This window comes from Gordonia terrae (assembly GCF_051789125.1).
In the GTDB taxonomy this organism is placed as follows: domain Bacteria; phylum Actinomycetota; class Actinomycetes; order Mycobacteriales; family Mycobacteriaceae; genus Gordonia; species Gordonia terrae_A.
This window is the reverse complement of sequence record NZ_CP196527.1, coordinates 1-24,593: the sequence shown is the minus strand read 5'-3', so window position 1 is coordinate 24,593 and position 24,593 is coordinate 1. Positions and strand designations below refer to the sequence as shown.

Here is a 24,593-nt window from a genome sequence, read left to right as displayed (position 1 = left end):
CGAAAGGACGACCTGGACGTGGCTGACCAGCCCTCTTTGCCGCAGCTGCATTCGTGGCTGGATGCCGCGATCGCCGTGGTTGTCACGGTGGGCGGGCTTCTGGGGTTTGCCGCGGTGTCGTTCACCGAGCCGTGGCAGAGTGCGGTGACGATGCTGCTCATCGGCGTCGGAACGGCACTAGCGGTGCTGCTGATCGTTGCGGTGGGCTGGGACAGACGACATCTGCTGCGCCCGGCCACCGTGTGGCTGGCGACGCTGGCCGTGTGGGTCAACGCTGTCTCAGGGGCGCTGTACTTCGCAATCCTGGTCACCTTGGCGACCCTGGTTCTCGCGCAGCGAGTGGTGCGGTGCCCTCAGGTGCACCACACCGCACCTGAGGTAGTGACGTCGTGATGATCGTGCGCAGGCTGGTGGCGCTACTCGTGGGTGCGATCGTTGTCGTAGGCCTCGGGGTGGCCGGCGGGGTGATCCGCACCGAATCCACCGACGCCGCCAAACACACCGTCACCTCGTGGATCGACGACACCGTCGCTACCCACGCCCCGCCGGTGACAGCTCAACCGGTCACCGCCGCACCACACCACCCAGCCACCAGCGCCGAGGTCGACGAGCTGCTCGCCACCGTGCGGGTGGTGGGCTCGCTGCCCGAACAATCCGGGTACGAACGGTCCTGCCGCAGCGGTAAGGCGTGCGTGTTCGGTCCGGCGTGGACTGATGACTCGGAAGCGGCGATGTCGCACAACGGATGTGACACTCGCAACGACATCCTCAGGTCACAGCTCACTCGTGTGCAGCTCGACCCGAAAACCCGCGGCTGCGAAGTCCTCTCCGGTGTCCTAGACCCTGACCCCTACACCGGCGCGGTGATTGAGTTCCGTAAAGGCACCACCAGCAGTGACATCGAGATCGACCACGTGTTCCCGCTCGAGGCGGCCTGGCATGCCGGCGCCCACGACTGGCCGCTGGCCACACGGGTTAGCTTCGCCAACGATCCCGCCAACCTCTTGGCCGTCGACGGCTCACGCAACAGTGCCAAAGGCTCCAAGACCCTCGCAGAGTGGTTGCCGCCCAACCGCGCCTACGTGTGCACCTACATCGCCACCTACCTACGCGTCGCCGCGGCCTACCAGCTGTCCATCACCACCGCCGACCAGGCTGTCGCGGACCGAACCTGTTGACCCCCAGCAGGACACACAAACTTATGAGGAGACCACAATGACCACCACCAAACACATACCGTTGCGCCGCGCCGCTACCGCGGCGCTGCTCGTCGGCTCGATCGCCATCGGCCTCGGCATGACCACCGCCGCACCGGCTTCGGCTGCGGTCGCCCCGATCGGCATCGTCGACGGGCACCGCGCATTCGGAGTCGGCCCGCACGCCAGCGCCGCGCAGTGCGCCCCCACCGCTGACCGGCTGGCCAGCTTCGGCGCCAAGAGGTTCGGGCCTCGCTTCGGGACCTGCTACCGCGCGGGCAACGGCCAGTGGTGGGCCATCAGCCCCTGGTCGGCATAACAAGACTCCTCCGGATGCAAAGGCCAGTACCCCTCCCGCCAAGAGGGGGGATGCAGACGGAGAGAAATAGGGGCCTCGCGGTTCCTGCCCACTCGGATTCCGGGGCGGGCTGGCCCCCAACCGTCTCCTCGCGAACCAGTCGAGGCGGGAACCGCGAGGACCCCACACCACGTCCACCGGCGCGACAACGCCGCCCGAGATCAGGAGCAGGTCAGCGCATGAACCTCACCCACCATCGACGCCGTCAGCCCACGTCGAGGAGCGCACTCGCTGAGCTGCTCGACCTGCCCGACGGTCACGAAGTCGACCTCGACGGCTTGGCCAGAGAACTCGAGGACGCCGGTATCGACATCACCGACCCGGACAACACCGACCGCATTCTCACCCTCGCCGAGGTGTACCAGTCATGACCAACACACCCCGCCCCGAACCCGCCCCCGACGCCCGGCCGGTCGCCTATTCCGCTGAACCCGATCCCGCCGCCGTGGCCTACGGCCGCGTCCCGGCACCCACCACCGCGTTTAGTCAGACTGAACCCCACCACCCAAGTGCGGCGCCGACCCCGCCGTGGCTCACGCCCGAACCGACCCCGGGCGCAGGCCGTGACGAGTACCTCGGTGAGCCCGAGCCGGTGCGGCCGGGCCTGTTCGTCGGGCATCCGGGCAGCTTCGCCGCTGGTGTCGCTGTCACGGCCGTAGCTGTGGCGTTGACGGTGTGGCTTGCGGTGTACTGCGCCAATTCCGTGCTCGCCCAGATCGACCCCGCCAGCGTCTGGTCCCGTCTGCCGCTATCTGTTGGTGACGCCGTGGGTTGGTCGGTGGCCGGGGGTATCGCCGCGGCCGGGCTGCTCCTGGGGTTAATGGCCACTGTCGAACCACCGCGCACTTACTACCGATGGCTGTTCATCCTGCTCACCCTCGCCACTATGGCCACGGTGTACACCACCACCGGTGTCGTGCACTGGCAGCATGCGGTCGCACCCCTGATCGTGGTGCTCGTCGCGGCGATCGCCATCTCCGTCGGCATCGGATTGGTCGGCTCCGACCGCGCTTTACGCTCGGTCAACCAGCGCACGCCCCTCACGCCAACACGGCGCTGGCAGGATCAGCGATGACGACCGCGGCGATGCCCGACGCACTCGAGTGCCGCGCAGATGAACTGACCGTCGGCGACATCCTCCTCGACGGCGCGCAGCCGGCACACGTCACCGCGATCCACACGCTCACCGACACAGCCTCCGGGGAGGGGTTCGTTCGTATCACCGCTCGCTGCTACGACTCCTACAGCGACACCGACGACTTCACCCTCACCCAACGCACCAACACCCGCCGGCTCATCGCCCACCACGACGACGGCAGTGACGTCGACATCGACACCGACGAGATCCTCGACGTCGAGACCTTCGCCGACATCTACGACGAGGATGTTGACGCCGACCTCGCACTCACCCGCCGAGCATTGCGGGCCGTGTCGCGCTGAATGGGTAGACTCGCCAGCACTTCTCACATATCAGGTTCGCCCGCAGTATCGCGTTCGCGACAGGCCCGGCAGCCGACGAGGTCCCAGACCCGCTCGGCTGCCGGGTCTCCTGCGTTCACGGCCTGGACCGCCGCCGGCCGACCAACCCCACCCACTGCCGAGCTGCCCGGCCCGGGGCAGTGGTGCTGCTGCTGCGGGGCCCTCGACCTGCCGCTGGTGGCCGCGCTGTCGGTGGTCTCACGCAAGTTCACCGACGCCGAATCCTGGGTGTACGGCGGAGACTGGCTGTGCGCGGCGTGCGCATGGGCCTACAGCACACCCGAACTGCGCCGCACCGTGTACGTCGTCAACCAACGACGGCCCGCCCGCACCACCGTTGAGCGCCCCGAACTGGGCGAGCTGCTGGCCGCAGGTCCGCTGCCGGTCGATCAGATGGCGGTGGTGCCCGTCCGCGGGCGCCGCCACATCCTGCCCACCGCACGGTGGGGGCATGTCTGCACCGACGACACGGCCATCCGGTGGGATGATGCCGCAGTGGCGATGTTGACCGACCTGCGATGGCTGCGCACCCTCCCTGGGGTGCGTGCCGTGGTGCTCACCGGCCCCGTCCCACCGATGACCGTGATGCGCGCCCTGCCGGCCGACCAGTGGCCGCAGCTGCTCACCGCCTGGGACGCCCTGACGGTGTGGCGCACGCACCCGGGGGCGTGGTGGGACGCCGCGATCGCCCTGTCCACACCGGGCGATGCGGCGACGGCCACGGCGACGAGGCGGACAGAGTGATCACCCACGACCCAGGCCCGGTGCCGACGTCGCGGTGGCGGGCCGCGGTCCCGGAACTGCCGGCGCTGACCGACTCCGCCGCCATCTGCGCCGAACGGTTGCTGCTGCTGGTGCACTACGACCTGGACTGGAACTCCTGGATCGGCGATCACCGTCACCGCTACTGGGACGAGCTGCTCCCGGCCCGGGTGCGGGCTGCGACCTACCGCGCCGACAGCCTGGCCACCTGGTGGTCACTGCTGGCCCAAGCACTACCCATCGAGATCACCGACCGGGCGCGGCGCCTTGAGGTCGCCCAGCTACTCGCCGAACCCTCCACGCCGGTCCTCAACCTGCTTCGCGAGCAGCTACCCGCTCTGATCCTGCGGGTACGGATCATCGCCGAAGCCGTCGCCGACAATCGCCGCGCAGCTGCCGAATCCGCGGGTAGAGGGGAGGGCTGATGGGGGAGCCGTTGATCAGTGCGGTGTTCGATTTCGACATCACCGCCACGACGTCGATCGTGCACCGCGACGACACCCGTAACGCCACCTCGGTCCAGAGCCTGTTCCGTCGCGAAAAGGTGCTGACCCCGGCCGGGGAGGTGGCGGTGGTGCCGATCATCTCCGGCAATGCCTGGCGCGGCGTCCTGCGCCGCACCGGCGAAACACTGCTCGCCGAGGCCCTCGACTACAACGGGCAACTCACCCCCGCCGCCGCGCATCTGCTGCGTAACGGCGGTTTCCTGCGCAAATCGACCCGCGAGATGACCCCCGAACAGGAACGCGAACTCAAGACTCTGGTGCCGCTGATCGGGCTGTTCGGCGGCGCCGCGAACGCGCGGGTCATGTCCGGAAAACTGGTCGTGTCCAAGGTCGTTCCGGTCGCCGCCGACACCCTGCACCTACTCCCCACACCGCCACCGGATGGTCCGATACCGCCGTCGGTGCACACCATCCTCGGCCAGGAATCCACCAGCCACAGCAACGACCTGCCCGCCACCAACCCCGCCACCGGTGGCGAGACCGGCGAGGGGTTCAGTCCGATCCGCCTCGACACCGAAACCCTCATCGCCGGCACCCGCCTGTCCGGGCAAATTCGCCTCACTCACGCCACCGGCATCGAGTACGCGCTGCTGGTCGACCTCCTTAAGCACTTCGCCACCCACGGCCACCTCGGCGGACGCACCGCCGCCGGACACGGCCGAGTCCACGCCACCCTCACCCCAACCATCACCACCGGTGAACCCGCCGAATCCGATTGGCGGACCATCGCCGCCGCCGGGCGTGACGGCGCGATAGCCGCCCTCAATACCCTCACCTGATCGATGCCGCGCGCCCCAGGGCGTCGCCGGAGCCAATCTCGGTTCACACGGAAGACTGCAATCCCGTGGGCGGATGACCGCGACAGCACTGGCAGATCTACCTATCGCAAGATCCTTGCGATCACGATTTCGGTCGACTTGGAAAGTCGCCATAAAGGGGGAACGAAAGGCGATTCTCCTTAGAATCGGGTTGGGATAAATCGTAGAAGTGCTCGATAGGTACTCCACACTCAGATCAACTTCATACCGGGGTCCGCTACCAGAATGCTCGGAGAGTAAATGACAGCCATGTCACCGGGAATGATTACTAAATCAATAGTCAATCAACCGTTGCGGGTTGGCAAATACGTGCGGTAGCGTGTCGAAAACCACAGCAAGAAAGGAGGTGAAAAACATGACTGTCACGACAAGCAAGAAGACCTATCAGGCGCCGAAGCTGCGCGTGATCGGCTCCTTCCGCCGGGCGACTCGCGGAACCGGAGCATGGAGCTCGGACGGCGACCACATCGGGCGTTCGCACGGCATCGGCTGATGAATCGCCCGGCTCGATTCGATAGATTGGTGGATAGGTGCTCGGCCACAGCGTATTTGGATTTGTCGTGCTACCGGACGCGCGGGCGTCTGACGTTGCGGCCGAGCGCTTATCTCGGTGGGGAACGGTCGTGTCAACGTACTCGTCAGGCCGACCGATGATGATCTCTAACCGGGACAGCAGCAAACTAACTGATGCGGGATTCTGCGATCGGCGTGCCGTTGTCGTCGGCCAACAGGGCATTAATCCTGAGGCGCTGCAATGTGCATTGCGGTCAGTGTCCCATGATGATGGGTGGGACAGTCTCGTGCACACCACGAGAGGGTCATTTCACCTCATCGCAAGCGACGACCAATTCCTGAGAGCTTATGGGTCGGCGTACGGCAGCCGCCGCCTGTACTACACGCGACATCAGGGAACGATACTGATTTCTGACCGTGCATTTCTCCTTGCCACAGCCTCGAACGCGGAGATTGACACATCGAACCTCTCGTCCTATCTGATCGAAAGCACACCGTTCCGGCTCGCGGAGCAACCGCTGTGGACCGGCGTGATCCCTGTTCCCCCGGGACGGTCGATCAAAGTTCGACACGATGACGCGGCCGCCGACATCCGCCGCTGGCGTGAACTCGGAGTGGTGGGGCATCTCGGGCCCACGACAGCAGCCCGCGTTGTCCGGAGGGAACTGGTCTCAGCTGTGGAAGTACGACTCTCGGGTGGCGGATCGATAAGTTCGGAAATGTCAGGCGGCTTCGATTCGACGTCGATCACAGCGATCGCATCTCGATACACGCCACACCTGGTTGCGCACACAACCGTCGGTCGGGATCCACTCAACGAGGACGTCCACTGGGCAACCACTGCGGCGAAGTCGCTGCCAACGATTGAACACGACATGATGCCGCCCCACGAGCACGCGCTGTTCTTCGACGGCCTAGTCGAAGACAGCGTCCCGCTCGACGAGCCGTCGATAGCGTCAGGCGGCACGACACGAGTAATGAACGTTTACAGGCGCCTTCGCAGCAAGGGATCGACCCTGCATCTGACCGGCCACGGCGGTGATCAACTGTTTAGCCATCTACCCGTGGTCTTGCACGACCTAGTTAGACGCAGACCGATCTCTGGAGCACGCCGCGCGCTCCAGACGTCGGCCTACGGGAACTGGAGACCCGGTGATCTCGCGCGAGTATTCCTCGACTATCGCCCCTATCACCGCTGGTGGGCCGACGAGGCCCAAAGCCTGACAGTCGCCAGCGAACCCGGCCCGCTTCTGGGGTGGGGCGTGTGGCCCCGCGTCGCGCCGTGGGTAGCCCAGCCAGCGGCCGAGACCATCAGAGACAACATCATGACCACCCTGATACCTCAAGGGCCTCTCGCACCTACGCGCGCACAGAATCAACGCCTGGAGTTCATCCTCAACGGCGTCCGGCTAGGTAGAACGCTCAACCAGATGGCCACCACGCTCGGGATAGACCTGGCTACCCCGTTCTATGACGACGCGGTCATCGACTCAGCCCTGTCGGTGGACCCGACGTCAACATACTCACCCGCGGCGTACAAGCCACTGCTCGCACAAGCCATGCGCGGAATCACTCCAGACCCGATCCTCACACGAAAAACAAAGGACGAAGGATCAATAGACCTTGTCCAGGGATTCAACAACAACCTCGCAGAAATAACCGGAATCTTCACCGACTCACGTCTCGAACAGATGGGACTCATCGACTCTGAGATGCTACGGCACGTGTTGAAAGACCCCACCAGTCCGTTACTCGACGATGGTTCCATTTTCGCGACAGTGGCCTGCGAAATGTGGGTGCGAACATACGAGGCGCATTCGTGCCGGTAGACGATGGAGGTGCCCCATGTACTCATTGAGTAGCTCAGTTGTTGTGACCCACACCGAATATGGGGCAGCAATACTGAACGCCGACACCGGACTGTACTTCACGGTCAACGACACCGCAGCAGACATCCTCAAGCTTGTATCCGAGAACGTTCCCTCCGCAGACTTGCCACGCCGCATCGTGGACCTCTACGACGTGACTCTCGACGAAGCCGAGCGAGGCACCAAAAACATCGTTGACGAGCTGGTCAGCAACGGAGTCATCGAACACCGCAGCGAGTAGCGCCGACCGCCCAGGCGGCGGCAGGAAAGAGGGATATGATCCGGCCGGATAGTTGGGCACTTGACGCCCGCGCAACAATAGCCGCTGCGCGGCTTCTGTCGAGATCATCTCCGCGGACGCTGGAGAGGGTTCTGCGCCTAGCGAGTCGCGGTGCGCAAACCGCCACTACCGAAATTGCCACCAGAGCGCACTCGGACGTCGTCGACTCATCCATCGGAATGGCTGGCCCTAATAGTTGCTTGCCACGATCTATTTCGGTTGCCCTGCTCTGCCGACTGCGGGGATACTGGCCACGTTGGTGCGTCGGGGTGAGAACTCATCCTCCGTTCGCCGCCCATGCCTGGGTCGAAGCCGAGGGCCATGTGGTCGGAGAGTTCGCAGGCCCCAACGCCTATCAATCAATGATCTCAGTTCAACGGCCCTAACGTGGTCGAAGAAGAGATAAGACAAGGTGGAGGTTCGTGGGGCACATCCGTAGCTTCTTCTCCTGGCCTCGTCGAACACCCGAGGATGGGTTTTCGGCAACTCGTGCGATCCTGCGCATCGTCGCTCCGCAACGCGTCCCGGTTGCTGTAGGGCTCAGCACAGCTATCGGCGCGGTGGCGCTGGCACTCGTGCAACCGCTGGCCGCCGGCCAGGTTGTGGCCCACGTGTCAGAACCAGCGTTCGGTATGTACATCGCCCTGCTCATCGGGCTGATGGTCGTATACGCCGCAGTGGAAACAGTCAGCGGCTACTTCCTCGATATTGCCGGCGAACGCGCGACGCTCAATCTCCGGCGTGACTTCACCAAGCACATCCTCGCGCTACCCATGCGCACCATCGAAACAATGCGGCTGGGTGACCTCATCTCACGCGCCACCGCCGACACGACACTGGTCAAAAATCTCGCGTCCTACGGCCTTGTTCGACTCACCACCGGGGTGCTTGGCGCTACTGGCGGTGCAGTCCTGATGTTCGGGGTCGATCCACTTCTCTGCCTGGTCGCCCTGGGCAGCATGGCCGTGGCAGGCGTCGTTTTGGGGTTCGTCGCCCCACGTATCCAGAAGATCGCGATCCGCAGCCAGGAGTCGGTGGGGGAGATCACCGCCGACCTGGAACGAGCACTGTCTGAACTTCGCACTGTGAAGGCCAACCAGACAGAAGAGTTCGAGGTCGAACGCATCACCCGATCCATCGACAGAGTGTTTGGGCAGAACCGGCACAGCGCTCGACTCGTGGCCCTGGGTAATCCCGTAATACGCCTCGCGACAACAGCATCGCTTGTCATCATCCTCATCGTCGGTGGGGCGCAGGTGGCCTCAGGGGAGGCCGAACCGGCCCATCTGGTCACCATCATGCTCTATGCGATCTACCTGGCCGGGCCCGTAAGCGACGTCTTCGATGCGATCTCCCAACTACAGCGGGGGCTCGCGGCATTGCGGCGCCTCGCCGAAGTCGAAGCGATCGATGTCGAATCTGTGTACCCGCCCGCGGAAGGCAACCGTGCGTCTTACCTGACGCACACCCTGGATGATGCGCCACCGCATCAGCGACCCCGCGAGCCCAAGGTGTCCAACGGGCTGGCGTTCGATTCGGTCAGCTTCTCCTATCCCGGCGGTGCCGAGAAGGTCCTGGACACCGTCACATTCGGCGTGGATATCGGCGAACACGCAGGGCTGATGGGAGTCTCAGGTGCTGGAAAGTCCACGGTCTTCGCCCTAGCTTGCCGCCTGTACGAAGCCGACTCAGGAACCATCAGCATCGCCGGATCGAACCTCAGCTCGATCAGCCTTCGTCAAGCGCGGTCCCTGGTGGGGCTGGTCGACCAGCACGCCCCTATCCTGTACGGCACTCTGCGCGAAAATTTCCGGTACGGAAACGACACCGCCTCCGACGCCGACATCGAAGAAATCGCCGAGCGGGTAAATCTCACCACGCTTGTCCGCAGCCTCCCACAGGGACTCGACTCGCCAGTGGGTGAACACGGTTCGCTCGTTTCGGGAGGGGAACGCCAACGGATCGCTCTCGGCAGAGCTTTGCTGGGATCACCAACAGTCCTGCTACTCGACGAGCCCACCGCCATGCTGGACGCTGAAGCCGAGGCATCACTCATTGACGTGCTGGCAGATGTACAACGTTCGTGCGCAATTCTGACCATCTCGCACAAAAGATCCACGCTCAAAGCATGCGACACACTCTGGAAACTCGAGAACGGAAAGCTTGAGCTGTCGACAACGCTGGACCACGACGCCCCGGCTTACGGCATTGTCTGACTACAGGTTAGATATCCTCGCTGCGCCCGTCACAACCTGCGTGAACACACCGAACTCCCACTCGCACAGGTCACCTGGAAGGGGCCGGGGCCATCGAGACCCGTGAACTCAACACCATCGGTATGTCCTGGTAGACCCCACGACGCCCCGGCTGCGTCTCGCTCCCAACCTGATCGCCGCGCTAGTGGGGCTTCCTGCACTGATCCCCGGTGTCGGGACTTGGCGCTGCCGCTGGTGGTGGTGCTGGCCGGCGGGTTCGCCGTCGCTGCGGCCATGTACTCGACGACACGAACCGATCGTCGTTCGGCTGCGCTCGCCTGACCGGCCTCGGCATTGGCATCCTGGGTGGGGTGTGGACCTGGTTTCGGATCGACCGCAACGCCCTTGATGCTGGCGACGCTCTCAGCGCTGTGCTGGCGCTCATCGCAGTCCTCATGCCTGCCCTCTTCGGGGACTGGTCGGTGTGGGACATCGTGATCTTCGGGTGCGGGATAGCGATCCTGGCGATCGTCGCCCTGCGAGTCGTTCTGCACCTCACCGACCGACTCCCGGCCCGCCGCCGGCACCCGCGCACATGACCGCCACCGGAATGGTGCCGCTACGGGTGACCGCGGACCTGCCGCACGGGGTGTGTGTCGGCACCCCGTGGGGCATCAGCCTCGACGGGCTGCTGGCCTCGGTGCTCTGGCACCGCCGCAAAGCCACCGCTGCCGACCGCGGTGAGATACTCACCTACGACCCCCTCGGCGTGCCGGAGGACCTGGAGCTGCCCCTGGCCCGCTGCGACCTCGGACAGCCGTGGCACTGGATGTGCACCTTCGCGCATACTCACCCTGCCACCATCCAACCGGAGGCGCGGATGAGGTCGGGCCGCACCGATCACGCTGATCTGCAACGTCTCTCGCCCTCGGTGCCCTCTACGGTCTCCGATACGCGGGGGCACTATCGCAAACGCTTGATCCCCGCCGTCGCGACGATCACTGCGATGGCGACGTGGCGGGCGGTCGGAGACCCAGAGAGGATCGCCGAGCTGCTCGCCGAGGTCACCGAGATCGGTAAGTACCGCACCAGCGGCGAAGGCCGCGTCAGCGCCTGGTCTGTCGAGGCCACACCCGGTGACGACGTCTGGTCCGCCGGCCACGAACACCACCCCGGCGTCCTGGGCCGCAGCGTGCCGATACCGTGCGTCGCCGACCACCCCGACATCGCCCACGGTGGCCGTTCCCGGACCGCGGTCCGCGCCCCGTACGCTCACCCCAGCCGCCACGCGATCGCGGCGTACCTACCGGCACCCGACGAGGCGCAGCGGTGATGTGTCGGGGGGTGAGCGCATCATCTGTGGTGGGGCCGAGAGTCCATGCGGCACGGGGACATGATGTGGTCCGATAGCACATACCAGGCCTGCTGATCGACTCAGCGTAGGAGGGGGAGAGCGCGTGGGCGATACCGGACAAGCTGGCGATCCGAAGCGGGGTAGTTCTCGAAAGAGGTACTACGGCAGCATTTTTGTGATCGTCGTGGGGTGCATCATGGCCCCGTTCGTCTTGTATGGCGTGTGGAGTAGCACTTTTCCGAGTTGGCAGTCGTCGTTGTCGAGTTTGCTGATCGGCGCGGGCACCACGCTGGGGCTTGCACTGTTCGTGCCCGTCGTAGAGCGAGAGATCGCCCGCAGAACAGGCGAGATCGCCCGGCAGAGCGCGGAAACGGCTGCGCACACGGTCGCCAAACAGGTGCACACCGACGTTGCCGAGGTCGCCGACCGTGTCACCAGAGTGGAACAACGCCTCGACGATCAGCTGACCGCAGCGCTTGCCGATCACGATGCCGAACGTACTCTGGCGTTAGACAATCTGGCCAGCGCGTCTGGGTTGGGGACTGTGGAGTTTCAGGACGTGGCGAGCGCACTCGACACGCTCACCGAGACAAGACTTGTCCCCTCGCAGAGGCTCACGGTCCCATTGAACTCCCCGACACGCGCGGAGCGTGTCACGTTCGATTGGGGTTCTGGTGAGGACGGGGTCAGCGTTATCGGCCTGACGGTCCTTGGACGCCGTGTCTCGAGTGGCAGCCTCGCCGAGACGCAGCGGGTCGAATGGGAGGGTGAGTCGACCGCAGACATACTCGCAGATCTCGTCCGGGCGATGCGGACTGCGGGGCTGGCGGCCGAGGTCGTGGGTGAGCCGATGTTCGTCAACGTGGAGAAGGCGTTACGGCAGCTCAGGCGGTCCTGGACCGGCGAGGAGACGTGGTTCGAAGGACCCGTGCTGGAGTGGCTCAACGACGATTGGGTCATCACTCAACAAGGGCTGGTGAGAAGAGGCCACGGCCTGTGGCTGCGGTACGCCGCCCAGGCCACATTCGGCGTCGAGGTCCTCGGCGGGCCAAGAGAACGGTTCCCGATACCAACCGGGTGCGACGAGGACTTCTGGGCTATCGCAGTAGACCGAACCTATGCCCATCTGGGTCGAATGCGAAAGCTGGTTCCTGCGCGGTGACCAGCAGGCTACAGTGGCGGTGAGGGCGAGACAGCAGGTCTGCCCCGACGATTCTGAGGAGATGCGCGAGGATGGCGCCGATGACGATTCATGATGTTGATGCCGCACAAGTGCGGTGTGCCCGCCTGTCGGTCGGTGTACGCGAGCTGGAAGTCGAGCGGCTGCTAGACCTCGACGCGGGCGCGGTGGCCGCCTGGGAGGAACGACGGGGCCCGATCGCCGAAGGCGTCACGGAGCTGCTCGAGGACCTCGCCGCGGCAGCGGCCGCCGAGACGGCCCGACTGATCGAGCACGCCCCCCAAACAGGTGAAATCGAGACGTTCGCCGAGGATCTCGACGTTGTCACCGCGACTGGGGGACGGATGAGTTTGGCCAGCGTGCACCGGGTGTGCGCCGGCCGTGCGGCGATCGCGGTCCCCGACACCCGCGTGGTGGTACGAGAGGCCGACGGCGAGGCCCGTGATGGCTGGACGGTGTGCGTCACCGCCGCTTGCGGTATGGGACTTGGCCAGGTGCACAAGTGGTTCGACGTGCCGCGACGCTTGGCCCAGTACTGGCTGAGCGGCGCCCGGCCGACACCGCCGGGCGTGCTGGCCGAGCTGGGTGAGATCACCGAAGCCGTCAGGGCGCACATCGACGAACTAACCGCCGGCGTCGACGTCGACGACCCGATCGTGTGGGTGTGCGCGACCGAGGAGCAGATGGAAGCGCACTGGCCAGCGCACGCCGATCTGCCGTTGCCTACCCACCAGGTGTGCGCGGCACGCGCCGCTGCTGTGGTTGACGGCGCGCGGCTGGTGTTTCTGCCAAGCTGAATGTCGTGAGTTCCACGCGGACGGCTTACACCGGGCACGGGGTGATCGACCTCGAGGCCGGGCCGGTCGACGATGCGGCGATCAAGTCCGCCGGGCTGGTGGCGGAGAAGTTCTACGACGCGATGGAACAGACCCGCATCGACGCTGAGCTGGCCGACCGGGTCCTCGAGGACGACACTTCCCGCAACCGTGCCGCCCGTGATCGCGATCGCGCGTTCCCCCGGGACACCTCGGCGATCGGCGATGACCGCAAACGCCGGCAGCTACCCGATCGGGGCGAGTTCCGCCCCGATCTGTCCTCGCGCCAGCGCAAGGAACGATCGGTGGCCAAACGCCGGTTGATCGACACCGCCCCACGCACTCAGGTCCGGGAAGTGCAGCGCGCCATCACCGAACCTGACCGGTGGCGTCACCTCAACAGCTCCCTGCGCGAGGCCACCGGCAACGCCCAACAACTACCGGAGTCCGATCGGAAGTCGGTGCAGCGCATCGATCGGCTGATCCAGAGCTACGAACGCGACAGCGGGCGTGGGCATGTGGTGTACGCGGTCGTCGAGCTGCCTACCGACACACCGGTGAACCGGCGACGTGATGTCCCGGAGACGTTGCAGCCAGGGGCGCGGATCTCGTTCGACCAGTACACAATGGCCACCCACACCCTGCACGAAGCCGCCGCTGCGGCCGCGCACCGCCGCGCGCACGGCGCTGGAGCGTCGACGGTGATCCTGGAGATCGAAACCTCGCGCGGGATGTACCTGGGCCGCTCGGACAGCGTCAACGACACCAGCCACCTGCTGCCCCGCGGCCTGGGGATGCGGGTGGCCGGCATCGACGAGCACGCCGACTACGCCCGCCCGGGTGGGCATGACTCCACACTGGTGGTGCAGCTGCGCGACAGCGCCCGCGACCCCGACTACCAGCCGCCGGTCACCGGTCGCCGGCTGTTCCGTGACCGCAGAGCCGACGCCGCCGCGCGCGCCGCCGCCCGAGAAAAGGAACCCAGACATGGCCGATGAGCGCAAGAAAGCCAAGCCCTGGCCGCCGCCGATTCCGCCTCGTAGAAAGACTCCAGGCGGACGTGGCCGGTGGGTCGACCCGCTCATCGTGCACGACGACATCCGATTCGGCGTTACCAACTTCCGCTCGATCGAGCCCGGTGACTCCAACGCCGACAACGAAACCCCCGAAACTGCGACACCGAACTCAGCCACCTCGCGCCGCCGGCGGCGCACCTAGACGGTGAGCGGGCCCGACGGCACCGATCCGGGGTTGGACCTCACCCGGCTGCGTGCGGTGCGTGGTGCGCGCCTCGACCCCACTGCGGTGCTCGAGCAGATCGCCGACTACCGCGACCGCCACGGCGGGATGTGGGTGGCCTGGTCGGGCGGCAAAGACAGCACCGTCGTGGTCGATTTGGCTCGTCGTGTCGACCCGACGGTGCCGGTGGTGTTCTACGACTGCGGCCTGGACTTTCCCGAAACCCGCACCTACCTCGTCGATCTCGCCGCGGCATGGAATCTGGACCTGCATGTGGTGCCCACCGAACCCGATCTACTCACGTTGCTCGTCGCGGCCGGCGACTTCGACCCGGCGGCGCCGACCCGCCGGTTCACGATCGATATGCGCGTGGCGATGATCGCCGCACCGGCATCCCGCGCCCACACCGTGTTTGGGCCGGCCAACCTGTGGGGCGTGCGTGCCGAGGAATCCGCCGGCCGCCGCCACCTGTACCGCACCCAAGCCGCCCGCAACGGCGACGTACCTCGCGGTATGGTGCGCCGTGGCGGCGGAACCACCAGCTTCGGGCCGATCTGGAACTGGAGCACCGAGCAAGTGTGGCAGTACAGCGCCGCCCGTGATATCCCACCGAACCCGCTCTACGCCAAACTCGCATCCCTGGGCGCCGACAACCACACCGCCCGGGTCAACGCCATGATCGACCCCTCACGCCTCGACAACGGTCATGTCGCCCGCCTGGCCGCCGGCTGGCCCGAGCTCTACCACCGGCTCGCCGAAGCACTACCGCGACTACGCGACTATCGCTGACGCTCTTGATGAACCGATCGCGACCACCGAGGGCGTGATGCTGCGCGAGTCCAACATGGACATGTTCAGTGCGCACGAAGTGGGGGTCACCGGTGAGAACGCGCGTCCTCGTTCATCCACACAGCTGAAGAGCGGCGCTGCCCGGGGCGCTGCTAGGTGCGGTCGGCGCGCCAGCTGTAGATGTGTGCGGCCAGCAGCGACCATGCCCATCCGGCGATCTCTGTACGGCGGGTTGAGCTGTGGGGGCGTCGTGGGGTGCTCTGGTCGGTGTGTGCGGTGCCCCATGTAGCGCGGCCGCTTGTGCCGGCGGCCGGTGGCGGGGTCGACAGTACGATTCCATTGCGGGAGAGCTGATCGCGGTAGGTGCGGTAGAGAGCGCTGACCTGTTCGCGAGTGAGTGCGGGGTCGTGTTCCATCCGGGCGAGCATTCTGGCGTCGGCCGAGGCCCACGCCGCTCGCCGGATCGGGGTCAACTGGGTTGACTGGCCGATCCGGCGAGCGCGATGGTCCAGGACCTCAGACCACGATTCGGTGCCGGTCAATTGATGCTGAACGTTCCCTTCACGGTGACACCGTCCTTGTCGTAGAGCTGAACTTGGCGGGGACTGCGATCGGAGGCCCCGTCATGGCTTGACGACGGCTTGGGCAGGTCACTCTTCTTGACGTAACCGACTTCTCCGTTGGTGCCGATGCTAGCGATCAAGTCGGGAACGTTCTGGTTATCGGCGCCTGAGCCGTAGGTTTGTCCGCGCGCGTTCCTGCCGGATTCGGCCCGCACGTCGGTGGGTGCGCTTGAGGACCGGGCCGCCGGTGCGGTGAAGTTGAGCGGGTCGGTCGGGAACGTGGGGTAGGTGACGTAGTTGGCGCCGTTCCACACCGAGATGAAGCCATGACTGTTGTACGACCCGGTGCCGCAATCACCGCTGGTGCGGTCGGTGAAGGAGTTGGTGGGTGCCGAGTTGTACTTGAAGTCGTTGATCTTGCACATCACACCGCTTTTGAACAGCCGGGACTGCACGCCGATGTCGTGGGCGGGCACCACGGTGCCCAGTTGGGTGTAGACCCGGGTCTCGGCGTAGAGCGGGGTGTTGGAGACCGTCGAGTAGTGCAGGAAGACCGTTCCGTTCGAGGGAGGTGTCGGGCCGATCCAACCCTGACGCGTTGCTGCCTCCGCGGGGCCGGCGCCTGTCGCTACTAGTGCTGCACATGCCACAGCGGCCAGTACTGACCGCGCTGCGGCCCGTTTGCCGAATCTGAATGTCATCGCGATGAAACCCTTTCTCGTGGGAGTGATTTTCGTACTGTCGCCACGAACGAACCTCGCGGCGAGATCGGGAAGGCCTGCCACCGCCGGGTGGGTCAGCCGGCGTTGGGGCCGCAGTCCTCGCGCAGCTGGTAGCCGGGGTTCACTCGGGGTGCGCGACCGGCACCTTCCGACCATCCATCAGCCACCGGGTAGTAGTCGTAGAAACCGCGTTCGTGATTGCACCGCACATAGAAGTAACTCGAGAAGTACGAGTTCGTCGTGGGCTGATCAGGGTAGGTGACCCAACCTGAGTATCCGCGAGGGCCGCTCCATGACGACCGCCACAGTTGGGTGGAGACGTCTTGTACCACGAAATTGCCGATACAGGTCTGTTCGTAGAACCAGACGAAATCGGTGATACCGAGCAGCTCGAACTCGGTCAGCTCATTGCGGCAGCTCGTGACCACCTGCCGAGTTCCCGGTCCTGCCGGCGGCGCTTGGAGCTGTCGGGAGTTGGCGGGTGCCGCGCTCAGGGTGCCCTTGTCAATGACGAACCAGCGCTGTCCGTTGGGCTCGGTGCCCCACTGAGACGCCGTGAGCACCTTCTTGTTCTTGATCTGAGAGGGCGGGGGACCCGATCGTGCAGACGGGGCGGTGATGCCGGGTTTGTCCAGTGGCGGCCCTGGCAGTTGCGGCTCTTTAGGCGCCGCAGAGGCGATGCCGCCGCCAGCCACTAATCCGATGATGGCCACGATCACAGCGCCGATTCGCATGCCTGATTTCACTGTGCCTCACCCGCTCTGTTTCTCCATACCCAGGGAGTCTGGATATTGCTGCCTCAGGGGGTTCGTCTATACCCGCCTGTTTGAAACGCTAACGGTAGGTGAGAACTGTCAGCCTGTCTGCCGTATCGGGTAATCGTTCCCTATTTACGAGGACATGGTTGGCGATTGTCTCTAGCGTCATTTGACCTAATACCGGCGGACCCCGGTATTAGGTCAGCCCGTTGTATTGCGTTGGTGCAGAACGTTAATCGTGTCGGTGTGGTGACATAGTGTGTGGGTTAGTTCCGGTGAGCCAGCAGGGCTGCCGGGCGTTTTCAAGAGGAGTCCCGAGATGGGGATGGATGTGTTTGGGCGGGCGCCGAATGCGCCGGTGGGTGAGTATTTCCGCAACAACGTGTGGTGGTGGCGGCCGTTGGCGGGTTTCGTGTGTGAACGCTATCCGGAGTTGGCTTCGGGGTGTGAGTTCTGGGCAGTCCAACGACGGTGACGGCCTGGACGCGCAGACCTCGGCGGCGCTGGCGGCGCGGTTGCGTGCCGATCTGGCCTCAGGCGCGGTGGCCGCCTACGAGCAGGCCCATACGGCCCGGCTGGAGGCGTTGCCGGATGAGACGTGCTGGTTGTGTGAGGGTGCGGGAGTACGCACCGATGAGGTTGGGGTGTCGATGGGCCTGGACCGGCCCCGCGATCCGGAGACCGGTCAGGGGGGCTGCAACGGATGCGGCGGTACCGGCATGCAACGACCGCGCGAGACCAGCTATCCGTTCAGCGCCGAGAACGTGGCCGAGTTCGCTGAGTTCCTCGCCGCCTGTGGCGGATTCCGGATCTGCTGAGAGGGCGGAGATGATGAGGACACCGCAACAACAGCGCCGTGACGAGCCGCGGACACCTGAGCGGGCAGTACTGGAACTGTCCAGCGACGGCGACGACGATGAGAGGTTGCGCCTGACCCTGGACAGGTTCGAGACCGATGTGACGTTAGTCATCGACGGCGCCTACTACGGGGTATTGAGCATCCGCCCGCATCCCACACGGCACGGCTGGCAGGTCGAGCTGGGTCGGTACAGTCAGGCGACTCAGGATTGGGCCAGGCGCAATCCGATCGGGCGGTTGGGTGGCTGGATCGAGTTCGGCGACAACGGCTACTACGCGGTGATCGACGGGGCGCCGGCCTTCACCGAGGACGGTGGGTGGCCGATCGCCTTCGGCACCGCGCAGGAGGCTCACGTGTCGTTGGTGACCGCGCTGCGTCAGCTCGGTCGTGACTACACCAGCGTGGTGCACACCGACGTGATCGACGTGCGGCGCGGCGAGGACCGCGACGACGACCCTGGGGATGTGCCGCTGAACCTCTGACCGGAAGCAAGCCGTGTCGGTGGGCCGGGGCCACCTCGAGGGCGTTGCCCCGACCCACCGACACAATGGCGATACCGGGCGGACCCCGGTATCAGGTCGGCCCGATGTATTGCGTTGTGGCGGTGTTGGTTTGTTGTCGGTGGGTGCCGCTAATGTGTGGGTTAGTTCCGGTGAGACACACGGTCTGCCGGGCAGATTCCCGAAGGGGTGTTGTGGCGATGGATGTTGCCGAGTTGTTCGCAGAGGTCCGAGATTCGTTGGCGGATGTGTTCGCCTCGATCGAGTGGGCCGAGGATGAGATCGCGGCGGCGCAGCGGCGCTGGCCAGCTCGCGCGGATGCGCTGTTCCATTCGTTCTCACTGATCCGGCCGCCGGTCGAGTTAGCCGAGCGGTTGAGTGTGGAACCGGTGTACCGGGCCTATGCGCGGGAACTGCTCGATCGGGTCGGCCAAGAGCAGGACACCCGCCCCGGTACGGCGGTCGAGGTGTGCTTGGGGCTGCGGGAAGCGAGCTTGCGGGCGCCGCTGTCTCATGACGGGTTCGGGCTGTATGCGCGGATGTGGGACGCCGCCGGGCTGCCGGAGGTCGACGGAGTCACCGATATGCGCGCCCATTACGAGGCGATCAGCGCTGACGCCCTGGACGAGGCCGAAACCTACGCCCGCCGCCACATCAGCCGCCCCGACCGCGTCCTGGAGGTGGCCGGGTGCTGCGGACAGCATCACGGCGTGGACGTCGCGTGCGTCTACGCCGACATCGACCAGGCCAGCACCGACGGCGAGGCCGCCGCATGAGCGCCCCCGACATCGCGCCGGTGTTCACGGTGGAAGTCACCGAAACGACCACCACCCGCTACCGCGTCCGTGCCGCCGATGCCGATCGCGCGCAGGACGTCGCCACCGGCCACAACATCGACGAAGGGAGCGAGGGCGGCGAGATCGTCGCCTACGAGCGTGAGGCCGAGGCGTTCCCCGAGGCCCCCACCGAGGCCCGCAGCGCCCTGGCGGTGATCACCGACCCCGACGCCCCACTGTCGGTGACGGTGGGCGAGATCGCTGATCAGATCCCGACCCGCGCCGCGCAGCTGGCGTGCGCACAGATGATGACCACCCTCGGCGGTCAGGCCCAGTGGACCAGCGACACCATCGAATGGGTAGCGGCGCACCTGGTCCGCATCGCCCCGCCCTGGGTGCCGACGTTCACCGACTCCGGAAGCGCCACCGATGGCGCGGTCGTCTTCTGGCAGACCGTCGACCTGGCAGACACCGACAGCGCCGAGGTCGACGCAGACGCCCAGGACAGGGCCTGGCTGGCGCTGAATGAGGCGCTCACCGATCATCGGCGGTTGGCCGAGCAGATCAGTGCGGCGTCGGAGGTGTGCGACACAGGGCTCCTGACAGCCCTGGAGATGGACGAGGTCGACTACCTCAAACGGGTGCGCGACGCTGCTGAGGGGGTGCGTCGTGGCTGACGCGAAGTACCCGCGCCGCGACGGCGAGGACCCGGGCGCGCACTACATCGAGGAAGCGGTGTCGGTGTACCTGATGCGCCACCCCTCGCAGGACCGGTGGGTCATCGACCCGCTGACCATCGACGGCTGCGCGTTGGATTCGACCCACGACACCTACCCGTCCAACCCCAACTGCCGTTGCGGGGACGAACCGGTGTGCGACACGGTCACCGACCGGATGGCTGAGCAGCCGTTGCCGACGGGTGAGGAGCTGATGGTGATGCTCGCCGACGCGCTCGGTTATCAGGTGATCGTGGGTGAGCTGCTATGACCATCGACCAGCAGCAGGCGGCGTGCCCGGTGGTGTTCAGCGACACAGGGGAGCGGGCGCGGGCGGCGTTGTCGTCGCATCTGACGGTGCGCAATCTCGTTGAGCGCCATACCGAATTGGCGGCGCTGCGCACCCTGTATGAGGCGATGTGCCACAACGGGTGGGTAGCGATCCACGTCGACATCTCCGACTGCTCGGCGATCGAAACCCTGGTCCTGGCCGACGGCGAGCGCTGCTATCTGGGTGCCGACAACGACTTGGACGCCATCAACGATGTGATGTTCGAGGTCGTCGGCAACTGCCCACGACGCATCTTCCGCTACCTCGACGGCGAGTACTGGGCCGATCGCGGCGACGTGCGCGCAGCGATCGACTCGGCGCTACGCGCCCAAGTGCCCGCCGGGTGGCCGCCTATCGGATAGCGCGACTGTGACCCCGGTTGTGGGGGAGGCGATACTCTGTCGCCTCCCCCAAAATCGCAGGTCGACAGAGGCGATACCGGGCGGACCCCGGTATGAGGTCGGCCCGGTGTATTGCGTTGTGCGACAGCTAGAAAGTTGTCGGTGGGTGTGGTTAGTGTGTGGGTTAGTTCCGGTGAGACGCACGGTCTGGGCCGGATTTCCTGAGAGGACAGTGTCATGACTGTTGCGCAGTGGGATGGACGTTCGTTGGCCGCGGATCTGGCCTATGTGAAGCGGGTGACCGGGTTGTCGGCGCGCCGGGGTGTGTTGGCGCCGTTGAGGACGGTGACGATCGCGGCGCTCGGCGGGGTGGGCACGCTGACCCACTACAACTACGACGCCGGCGTGGTGGTGCGCGCGCAGGTGCAGGGCGGTCTGGAGGCGACCACTGTGGACTTCCCCGAACTCGCTGCGGCGGTGAAAGCTGCGGGGCGCGGGACGGTGGAGCTCGAGCGCGACGGGGACCGGCTCGTGGTGGCCGGCCCGGACGGGCGGTCGTCGGTGGCGGTGTTCGCCAAGGGTGAGGACGTGCCGGTGATGCCCACGGTCGGCGGTACGGCGGTGCTGGTGGCCGATACCGCTGTGTTCGCCACGGCGGTTGCCGCGGTGGCACCGGCGGCCGGTGACGACGAGACGTTGCCGATGCTGACCGGTGTGCATATCGACGCCGACGACGCCGGGGTGGTGTCGCTGGCGACGACCGACCGGTTCCGGCTGGCCGCAACGGAGTTGGCCACAGCCGCTCCCGCGATGTTGGAGGCGCCGGTGTTGGTGTCGGCGAAGGTGCTGGCCGCGGCCGCGGCACGGGTGGCCAAGCGCGAGGGTGCGGTGGGTGTGTACGTCGACGGCGGGCAGGTACGCGTCAGCGGCCCCGACAGTGACGTCGTGGTCCAGGCGCTCGATTGCCAGTTCCCGCGGTGGCGGAACCTGCTCCCGGGCGCCGGTGATGACCGGATGCGCGCGCGGATCGCCGCGCCGGATCTCGCGCGTCGGCTCAAGAAACTCACCTCGGTGTTCTCGGTGCGGGTCACGATGGCGGCGGCAGGGGTTCGGGTGGAGGCCGGCGACCTCGAGGCCGGACAGGTGTCAACGACCTTTGACGTGCCCGCCCATGATGTCGACGAGCGGGTGGTGGGGGTGGTGGCCGGCTACAACCCGGAGTATCTGGCGTCGCTGCTGGCGTGCGCCCCGGGCGAGGTCGAGTTGACGTGGTCACCGACCGCGCCGACGACGCGGCCGCTGACCATCGAGTTCGATCGCGTGCGTCATCTGCTGATGCCGGTTCGGCTGCCCGGCGCACAGCCCGCCGCGGCCGCGGCGTAACCCACCCACGGCCGGGCGCCGGCACCCACCGATTGGGGTGCCGGCGCCAAGCCATATCCGCATGTCGACAGAAGGCGATACCGGGCCGACCCCGGTATGAGGTCGGCCCGGTGTATTGCGTTGTGGCGGTGCTGGTTTGTTGTCGGTGGGTGTGGTTAGTGTGTGGGTTAGTTCCGGTGAGACGCACGGTCTGGGCCGGACTTCAAACCGAGAGGGGCCGTCATGGCTACTGCTGATGTGTCGGGTGTGCGGATCGATACTGAGGGCGCGGTGTCACAGGTGATCGCCGAGGGTGGCGACACTCTGAGCATGTTGCAGGCCGGTGTCGGCGGGTACGTCGATGTGGTGCGCCTGCCCGCCGGGATTGATATGTGGGTCGGGGATGAGGCCGCCTACACCCAGCCCGTCAACGCCTGGGCGTCGCTGCTCAACGATCTCTTGGGCGGTCAGCCGGTGATCTGGGGGCCGGTGGTGTTCGCGTCGTCGACCGAGGACGGCGAGACCGTCTCACTCAGTGGCGAGCAGGCCGCGCGGCTGGCGGCATGGTTCGCCGATGAGGTCGAGGCTCCCGACGTCGCCGCCGCGATCGCCGGTCTGGGCGGCGTCGAGACCCCGGCGGGGGTGTTGTGATGCCCGCCCCTGCTGCGCCCGCCACACGTGGCGTTGCCGCTGCGCCTGCTGCGTGTGTGTGCTGGCGGGTGGGCGCGGTCCCACATGCGGGGCACTGCTGTTTCGACGGGCCCGCCGAGGCCTACCAGGGCGACGCTGTACTGCCCCCGTGCGGGCACTGGCACCCCGTTCTGTCTGTCACTGATGTGACGGGCGAGAGTACGACCACCCGGCGAGACACACGGTCTGCCGGGGAGATGGGAAGGAAAGTCGCATGACGACAATGGAAGTCAGCCACGGACTCAATGGGCACGCTGCCGAGCAGGTGTGGCCGTCGATCGGTGAGGGTGTGTTGAATTTGCCGAACCCGATCACCGACGCGGGGGCGTGGGTGCCCGCCGATGATGTGCGCCGGGTCGAGGCCGAGGTCGAACGGTTGCGGGCCGAGTTGCGGCGGGCCGAGCTGGACCGGGACACCGCCCGCGAAGAGGCGTCGTGCCTGGCGAGAGAAGACCGGGCACGCAACGAGGCGGCATGTGAGTGGGCCGATGACAACGATCTGTGCAGCCAGTTCGAGCAGTTCTGCGATCAATTCGGCTGGCAGGGCCGCGTCGACGACCTCGAGGTGACCGTCGATGTGACGGTTCAGGTGTCGGTGTTGCTGTCGGATGTCCCGCGCAACGAGCAGGAGAGCTATTGCTTGGATCAGCGCATCGACGACGAGGCCGTGCGTGAGCGGCTACGTGAGGGCAGTTTCTCGCTGACATCGACATCGGTCAGTGATTGGGACCGGACCTAGGGTTACGTCAGGTATCCGATTCCGCGCTGAGTTCGGGACCTCTTTAGTAGGTGTTCCCTGCTCCGGATGTGCGGGTGGGGCCGCCGCCGCCCAGCGACAGCGGCGGCCCCACGTAGGCCGTCTTGTAGTGGACGCGCCACTCGTCCCAGCACATGAAGCGATCCCCGGCCTCCTCGCGATACCGGCGATACTGCTTGCGCGCTGTGAGGGTGAGCGTCTGCTGCGCCTGGCGAGCGAGAATGCCTGCTCTGCGAATGGCCCGGTTTCGCTCGGCTTCGGTCAACTCGGGTCCGACGTCCCGGTATATGTCTCGCCTGCCGAACATGGGGGCTCCGCCCTTCGTGTGAAGTTGAAGAACTCGGGGAGTGTCACACCACAGGTCTGTCTCGGCAGACGGGGAGGGAGGGGCAGGCTTCGGGGGGCTCCCCTCCCTCCCCTGTGCGAGCGTTCTCTCGTTGGGTGTGGCAACTCAGAGCAACGCGACGGTAACGATAGCAAACCTATGATCCGCTGTCGTCACGGGGCGGCGCCGGCCTTTTTGGTTGCATGTGCGAGTATCGGTCGCGGCGGGCGTAGATTCCCGTAGGGAATTCGTTGTGTGGCAATGGGTTTTAATTCTGTTGTGCGGTAATATGTTTCATATGGAGTTTGAGAGCGCCCGTAGGGCGGTCGGTGGGTGTGGGTGCAGGGTCGGCCGCAGGCCGACACGGCGGGGTCCAGGCCCGTTGCGCGGCGGGAGTCGTGATAGACTGGGCGACATGAAACACCGTGCACCACAACCACCTTCCATCCAATCGGCCGTAGGCCGATGGGGAGCGGGACACCGAAACGCACGCCACCACGGCGCCGCTTGCGGCGCCCCTTCGGGCGCGCTTGCGCGCCCG

General features: G+C 65.9%; 34 protein-coding genes. 30 read left to right on the top strand and 4 right to left on the bottom strand.

From position 1 onward, the window contains the following. Positions 1-18: 18 nt before the first annotated feature. The 21 genes from ACSUZC_RS24075 (at position 19) to ACSUZC_RS23975 (ending at position 15,352) form a co-directional block, all read left to right on the top strand. The gene (locus ACSUZC_RS24075) at positions 19-393 is read left to right on the top strand and encodes a hypothetical protein (protein WP_439033274.1); all 375 of its coding nucleotides are present in this window, start codon (positions 19-21) and stop codon (positions 391-393) included. Beyond that, on the top strand, positions 393-1,178 hold the full coding sequence (locus ACSUZC_RS24070) for an HNH endonuclease family protein (protein ID WP_439033273.1): 786 nt from the start codon (positions 393-395) through the stop codon (positions 1,176-1,178). Before ACSUZC_RS24075 ends, ACSUZC_RS24070 begins: the two co-directional genes overlap by 1 nt. A 37-nt stretch (positions 1,179-1,215) precedes the next feature. Next, a complete protein-coding gene (locus tag ACSUZC_RS24065) occupies positions 1,216-1,515 on the top strand; it encodes a hypothetical protein (protein ID WP_439033272.1) in 300 nt (99 codons plus the stop codon). Positions 1,516-1,733: 218 nt separating this feature from the next. Further along, positions 1,734-1,925, top strand: a complete 192-nt coding sequence (locus tag ACSUZC_RS24060) for a hypothetical protein (RefSeq protein ID WP_439033271.1) — start codon at positions 1,734-1,736, stop codon at positions 1,923-1,925. Continuing rightward, entirely contained in the window at positions 1,922-2,629 is a 708-nt protein-coding gene (locus ACSUZC_RS24055) for a hypothetical protein (RefSeq protein ID WP_439033270.1), read from the top strand. The genes ACSUZC_RS24060 and ACSUZC_RS24055 overlap by 4 nt, the downstream gene beginning before the upstream one ends. Further along, on the top strand, positions 2,626-2,994 hold the full coding sequence (locus ACSUZC_RS24050) for a hypothetical protein (RefSeq protein WP_439033269.1): 369 nt from the start codon (positions 2,626-2,628) through the stop codon (positions 2,992-2,994). Before ACSUZC_RS24055 ends, ACSUZC_RS24050 begins: the two co-directional genes overlap by 4 nt. A gap of 216 nt (positions 2,995-3,210) precedes the next feature. Beyond that, positions 3,211-3,777, top strand: a complete 567-nt coding sequence (locus tag ACSUZC_RS24045) for a hypothetical protein (protein ID WP_439033268.1) — start codon at positions 3,211-3,213, stop codon at positions 3,775-3,777. Next, entirely contained in the window at positions 3,774-4,220 is a 447-nt protein-coding gene (locus tag ACSUZC_RS24040; protein ID WP_439033267.1) for a hypothetical protein, read from the top strand. The genes ACSUZC_RS24045 and ACSUZC_RS24040 overlap by 4 nt, the downstream gene beginning before the upstream one ends. Continuing rightward, positions 4,220-5,080, top strand: a complete 861-nt coding sequence (locus ACSUZC_RS24035) for an RAMP superfamily CRISPR-associated protein (RefSeq protein ID WP_439033266.1) — start codon at positions 4,220-4,222, stop codon at positions 5,078-5,080. Before ACSUZC_RS24040 ends, ACSUZC_RS24035 begins: the two co-directional genes overlap by 1 nt. A 394-nt stretch (positions 5,081-5,474) precedes the next feature. After that, positions 5,475-5,612: a lasso RiPP family leader peptide-containing protein gene (locus tag ACSUZC_RS24030; protein ID WP_439033265.1), complete on the top strand. Its 138-nt coding sequence runs from the start codon at positions 5,475-5,477 to the stop codon at positions 5,610-5,612. A 307-nt stretch (positions 5,613-5,919) separates the two neighbouring features. Further along, positions 5,920-7,461 (top strand): asparagine synthase-related protein, encoded by a 1,542-nt coding sequence (locus ACSUZC_RS24025; protein ID WP_439033264.1) that lies wholly within the window; start codon positions 5,920-5,922, stop codon positions 7,459-7,461. A gap of 16 nt (positions 7,462-7,477) precedes the next feature. After that, positions 7,478-7,741, top strand: a complete 264-nt coding sequence (locus tag ACSUZC_RS24020; protein ID WP_439033263.1) for a PqqD family peptide modification chaperone — start codon at positions 7,478-7,480, stop codon at positions 7,739-7,741. A 35-nt stretch (positions 7,742-7,776) separates the two neighbouring features. Continuing rightward, the gene (locus tag ACSUZC_RS24015) at positions 7,777-8,166 is read left to right on the top strand and encodes a lasso peptide biosynthesis B2 protein (protein WP_439033262.1); all 390 of its coding nucleotides are present in this window, start codon (positions 7,777-7,779) and stop codon (positions 8,164-8,166) included. Positions 8,167-8,202: 36 nt separating this feature from the next. Continuing rightward, positions 8,203-9,996: an ABC transporter ATP-binding protein gene (locus ACSUZC_RS24010; RefSeq protein WP_439033261.1), complete on the top strand. Its 1,794-nt coding sequence runs from the start codon at positions 8,203-8,205 to the stop codon at positions 9,994-9,996. A gap of 350 nt (positions 9,997-10,346) precedes the next feature. Continuing rightward, positions 10,347-10,574, top strand: coding sequence for a hypothetical protein (locus ACSUZC_RS24005; protein WP_439033260.1), 228 nt, complete (start codon positions 10,347-10,349; stop codon positions 10,572-10,574). Next, on the top strand, positions 10,571-11,308 hold the full coding sequence (locus tag ACSUZC_RS24000; protein ID WP_439033259.1) for a hypothetical protein: 738 nt from the start codon (positions 10,571-10,573) through the stop codon (positions 11,306-11,308). The genes ACSUZC_RS24005 and ACSUZC_RS24000 overlap by 4 nt, the downstream gene beginning before the upstream one ends. A 124-nt stretch (positions 11,309-11,432) precedes the next feature. Then, complete coding sequence (locus tag ACSUZC_RS23995) at positions 11,433-12,491, top strand: hypothetical protein (protein WP_439033258.1); 1,059 nt, start codon at positions 11,433-11,435, stop codon at positions 12,489-12,491. An 80-nt stretch (positions 12,492-12,571) separates the two neighbouring features. Further along, positions 12,572-13,306, top strand: a complete 735-nt coding sequence (locus ACSUZC_RS23990; protein WP_439033257.1) for a hypothetical protein — start codon at positions 12,572-12,574, stop codon at positions 13,304-13,306. A gap of 5 nt (positions 13,307-13,311) precedes the next feature. After that, positions 13,312-14,322, top strand: coding sequence for a hypothetical protein (locus ACSUZC_RS23985; RefSeq protein WP_439033256.1), 1,011 nt, complete (start codon positions 13,312-13,314; stop codon positions 14,320-14,322). Further along, the gene (locus tag ACSUZC_RS23980; RefSeq protein ID WP_439033255.1) at positions 14,312-14,542 is read left to right on the top strand and encodes a hypothetical protein; all 231 of its coding nucleotides are present in this window, start codon (positions 14,312-14,314) and stop codon (positions 14,540-14,542) included. The genes ACSUZC_RS23985 and ACSUZC_RS23980 overlap by 11 nt, the downstream gene beginning before the upstream one ends. A gap of 3 nt (positions 14,543-14,545) precedes the next feature. Next, a complete protein-coding gene (locus ACSUZC_RS23975; protein ID WP_439033254.1) occupies positions 14,546-15,352 on the top strand; it encodes a phosphoadenosine phosphosulfate reductase domain-containing protein in 807 nt (268 codons plus the stop codon). Between the two features lie 152 nt (positions 15,353-15,504). On the opposite strand, the gene ACSUZC_RS23970 is transcribed toward ACSUZC_RS23975, so the two are convergent. The 3 genes from ACSUZC_RS23970 to ACSUZC_RS23960 form a co-directional block, all read right to left on the bottom strand. Then, entirely contained in the window at positions 15,505-15,768 is a 264-nt protein-coding gene (locus tag ACSUZC_RS23970) for a hypothetical protein (RefSeq protein ID WP_439033253.1), read from the bottom strand. Between the two features lie 122 nt (positions 15,769-15,890). Beyond that, positions 15,891-16,700, bottom strand: coding sequence for a hypothetical protein (locus ACSUZC_RS23965; RefSeq protein WP_439033252.1), 810 nt, complete (start codon positions 16,698-16,700; stop codon positions 15,891-15,893). Between the two features lie 11 nt (positions 16,701-16,711). Beyond that, a complete protein-coding gene (locus ACSUZC_RS23960; RefSeq protein ID WP_439033251.1) occupies positions 16,712-17,371 on the bottom strand; it encodes a hypothetical protein in 660 nt (219 codons plus the stop codon). 470 nt (positions 17,372-17,841) lie between these two features. On the opposite strand from ACSUZC_RS23960, the gene ACSUZC_RS23955 reads away from it, so the two are divergent. From ACSUZC_RS23955 to ACSUZC_RS23915, 9 genes are all read left to right on the top strand, one after another. Further along, a complete protein-coding gene (locus ACSUZC_RS23955; RefSeq protein ID WP_439033250.1) occupies positions 17,842-18,213 on the top strand; it encodes a hypothetical protein in 372 nt (123 codons plus the stop codon). 106 nt (positions 18,214-18,319) lie between these two features. After that, positions 18,320-18,736: a hypothetical protein gene (locus ACSUZC_RS23950; protein WP_439033249.1), complete on the top strand. Its 417-nt coding sequence runs from the start codon at positions 18,320-18,322 to the stop codon at positions 18,734-18,736. Positions 18,737-18,954: 218 nt separating this feature from the next. Further along, the gene (locus ACSUZC_RS23945) at positions 18,955-19,530 is read left to right on the top strand and encodes a hypothetical protein (protein ID WP_439033248.1); all 576 of its coding nucleotides are present in this window, start codon (positions 18,955-18,957) and stop codon (positions 19,528-19,530) included. Next, a complete protein-coding gene (locus ACSUZC_RS23940) occupies positions 19,527-20,207 on the top strand; it encodes a hypothetical protein (protein WP_439033247.1) in 681 nt (226 codons plus the stop codon). The genes ACSUZC_RS23945 and ACSUZC_RS23940 overlap by 4 nt, the downstream gene beginning before the upstream one ends. After that, positions 20,200-20,517, top strand: coding sequence for a hypothetical protein (locus ACSUZC_RS23935; protein ID WP_439033246.1), 318 nt, complete (start codon positions 20,200-20,202; stop codon positions 20,515-20,517). The genes ACSUZC_RS23940 and ACSUZC_RS23935 overlap by 8 nt, the downstream gene beginning before the upstream one ends. Beyond that, complete coding sequence (locus ACSUZC_RS23930; protein WP_439033245.1) at positions 20,514-20,939, top strand: hypothetical protein; 426 nt, start codon at positions 20,514-20,516, stop codon at positions 20,937-20,939. The genes ACSUZC_RS23935 and ACSUZC_RS23930 overlap by 4 nt, the downstream gene beginning before the upstream one ends. Positions 20,940-21,155: 216 nt before the next feature. Further along, complete coding sequence (locus ACSUZC_RS23925; RefSeq protein ID WP_439033244.1) at positions 21,156-22,301, top strand: hypothetical protein; 1,146 nt, start codon at positions 21,156-21,158, stop codon at positions 22,299-22,301. A gap of 222 nt (positions 22,302-22,523) precedes the next feature. Beyond that, positions 22,524-22,931 carry a DUF3846 domain-containing protein gene (locus tag ACSUZC_RS23920; protein ID WP_439033243.1) on the top strand — a complete coding sequence of 136 codons (408 nt, stop codon included), beginning with the start codon at positions 22,524-22,526 and terminating at the stop codon, positions 22,929-22,931. A 253-nt stretch (positions 22,932-23,184) separates the two neighbouring features. Continuing rightward, entirely contained in the window at positions 23,185-23,709 is a 525-nt protein-coding gene (locus ACSUZC_RS23915) for a hypothetical protein (protein WP_439033242.1), read from the top strand. Positions 23,710-23,752: 43 nt separating this feature from the next. On the opposite strand, the gene ACSUZC_RS23910 is transcribed toward ACSUZC_RS23915, so the two are convergent. After that, a complete protein-coding gene (locus ACSUZC_RS23910; RefSeq protein WP_439033241.1) occupies positions 23,753-24,034 on the bottom strand; it encodes a hypothetical protein in 282 nt (93 codons plus the stop codon). Positions 24,035-24,593 lie beyond the last annotated feature (559 nt).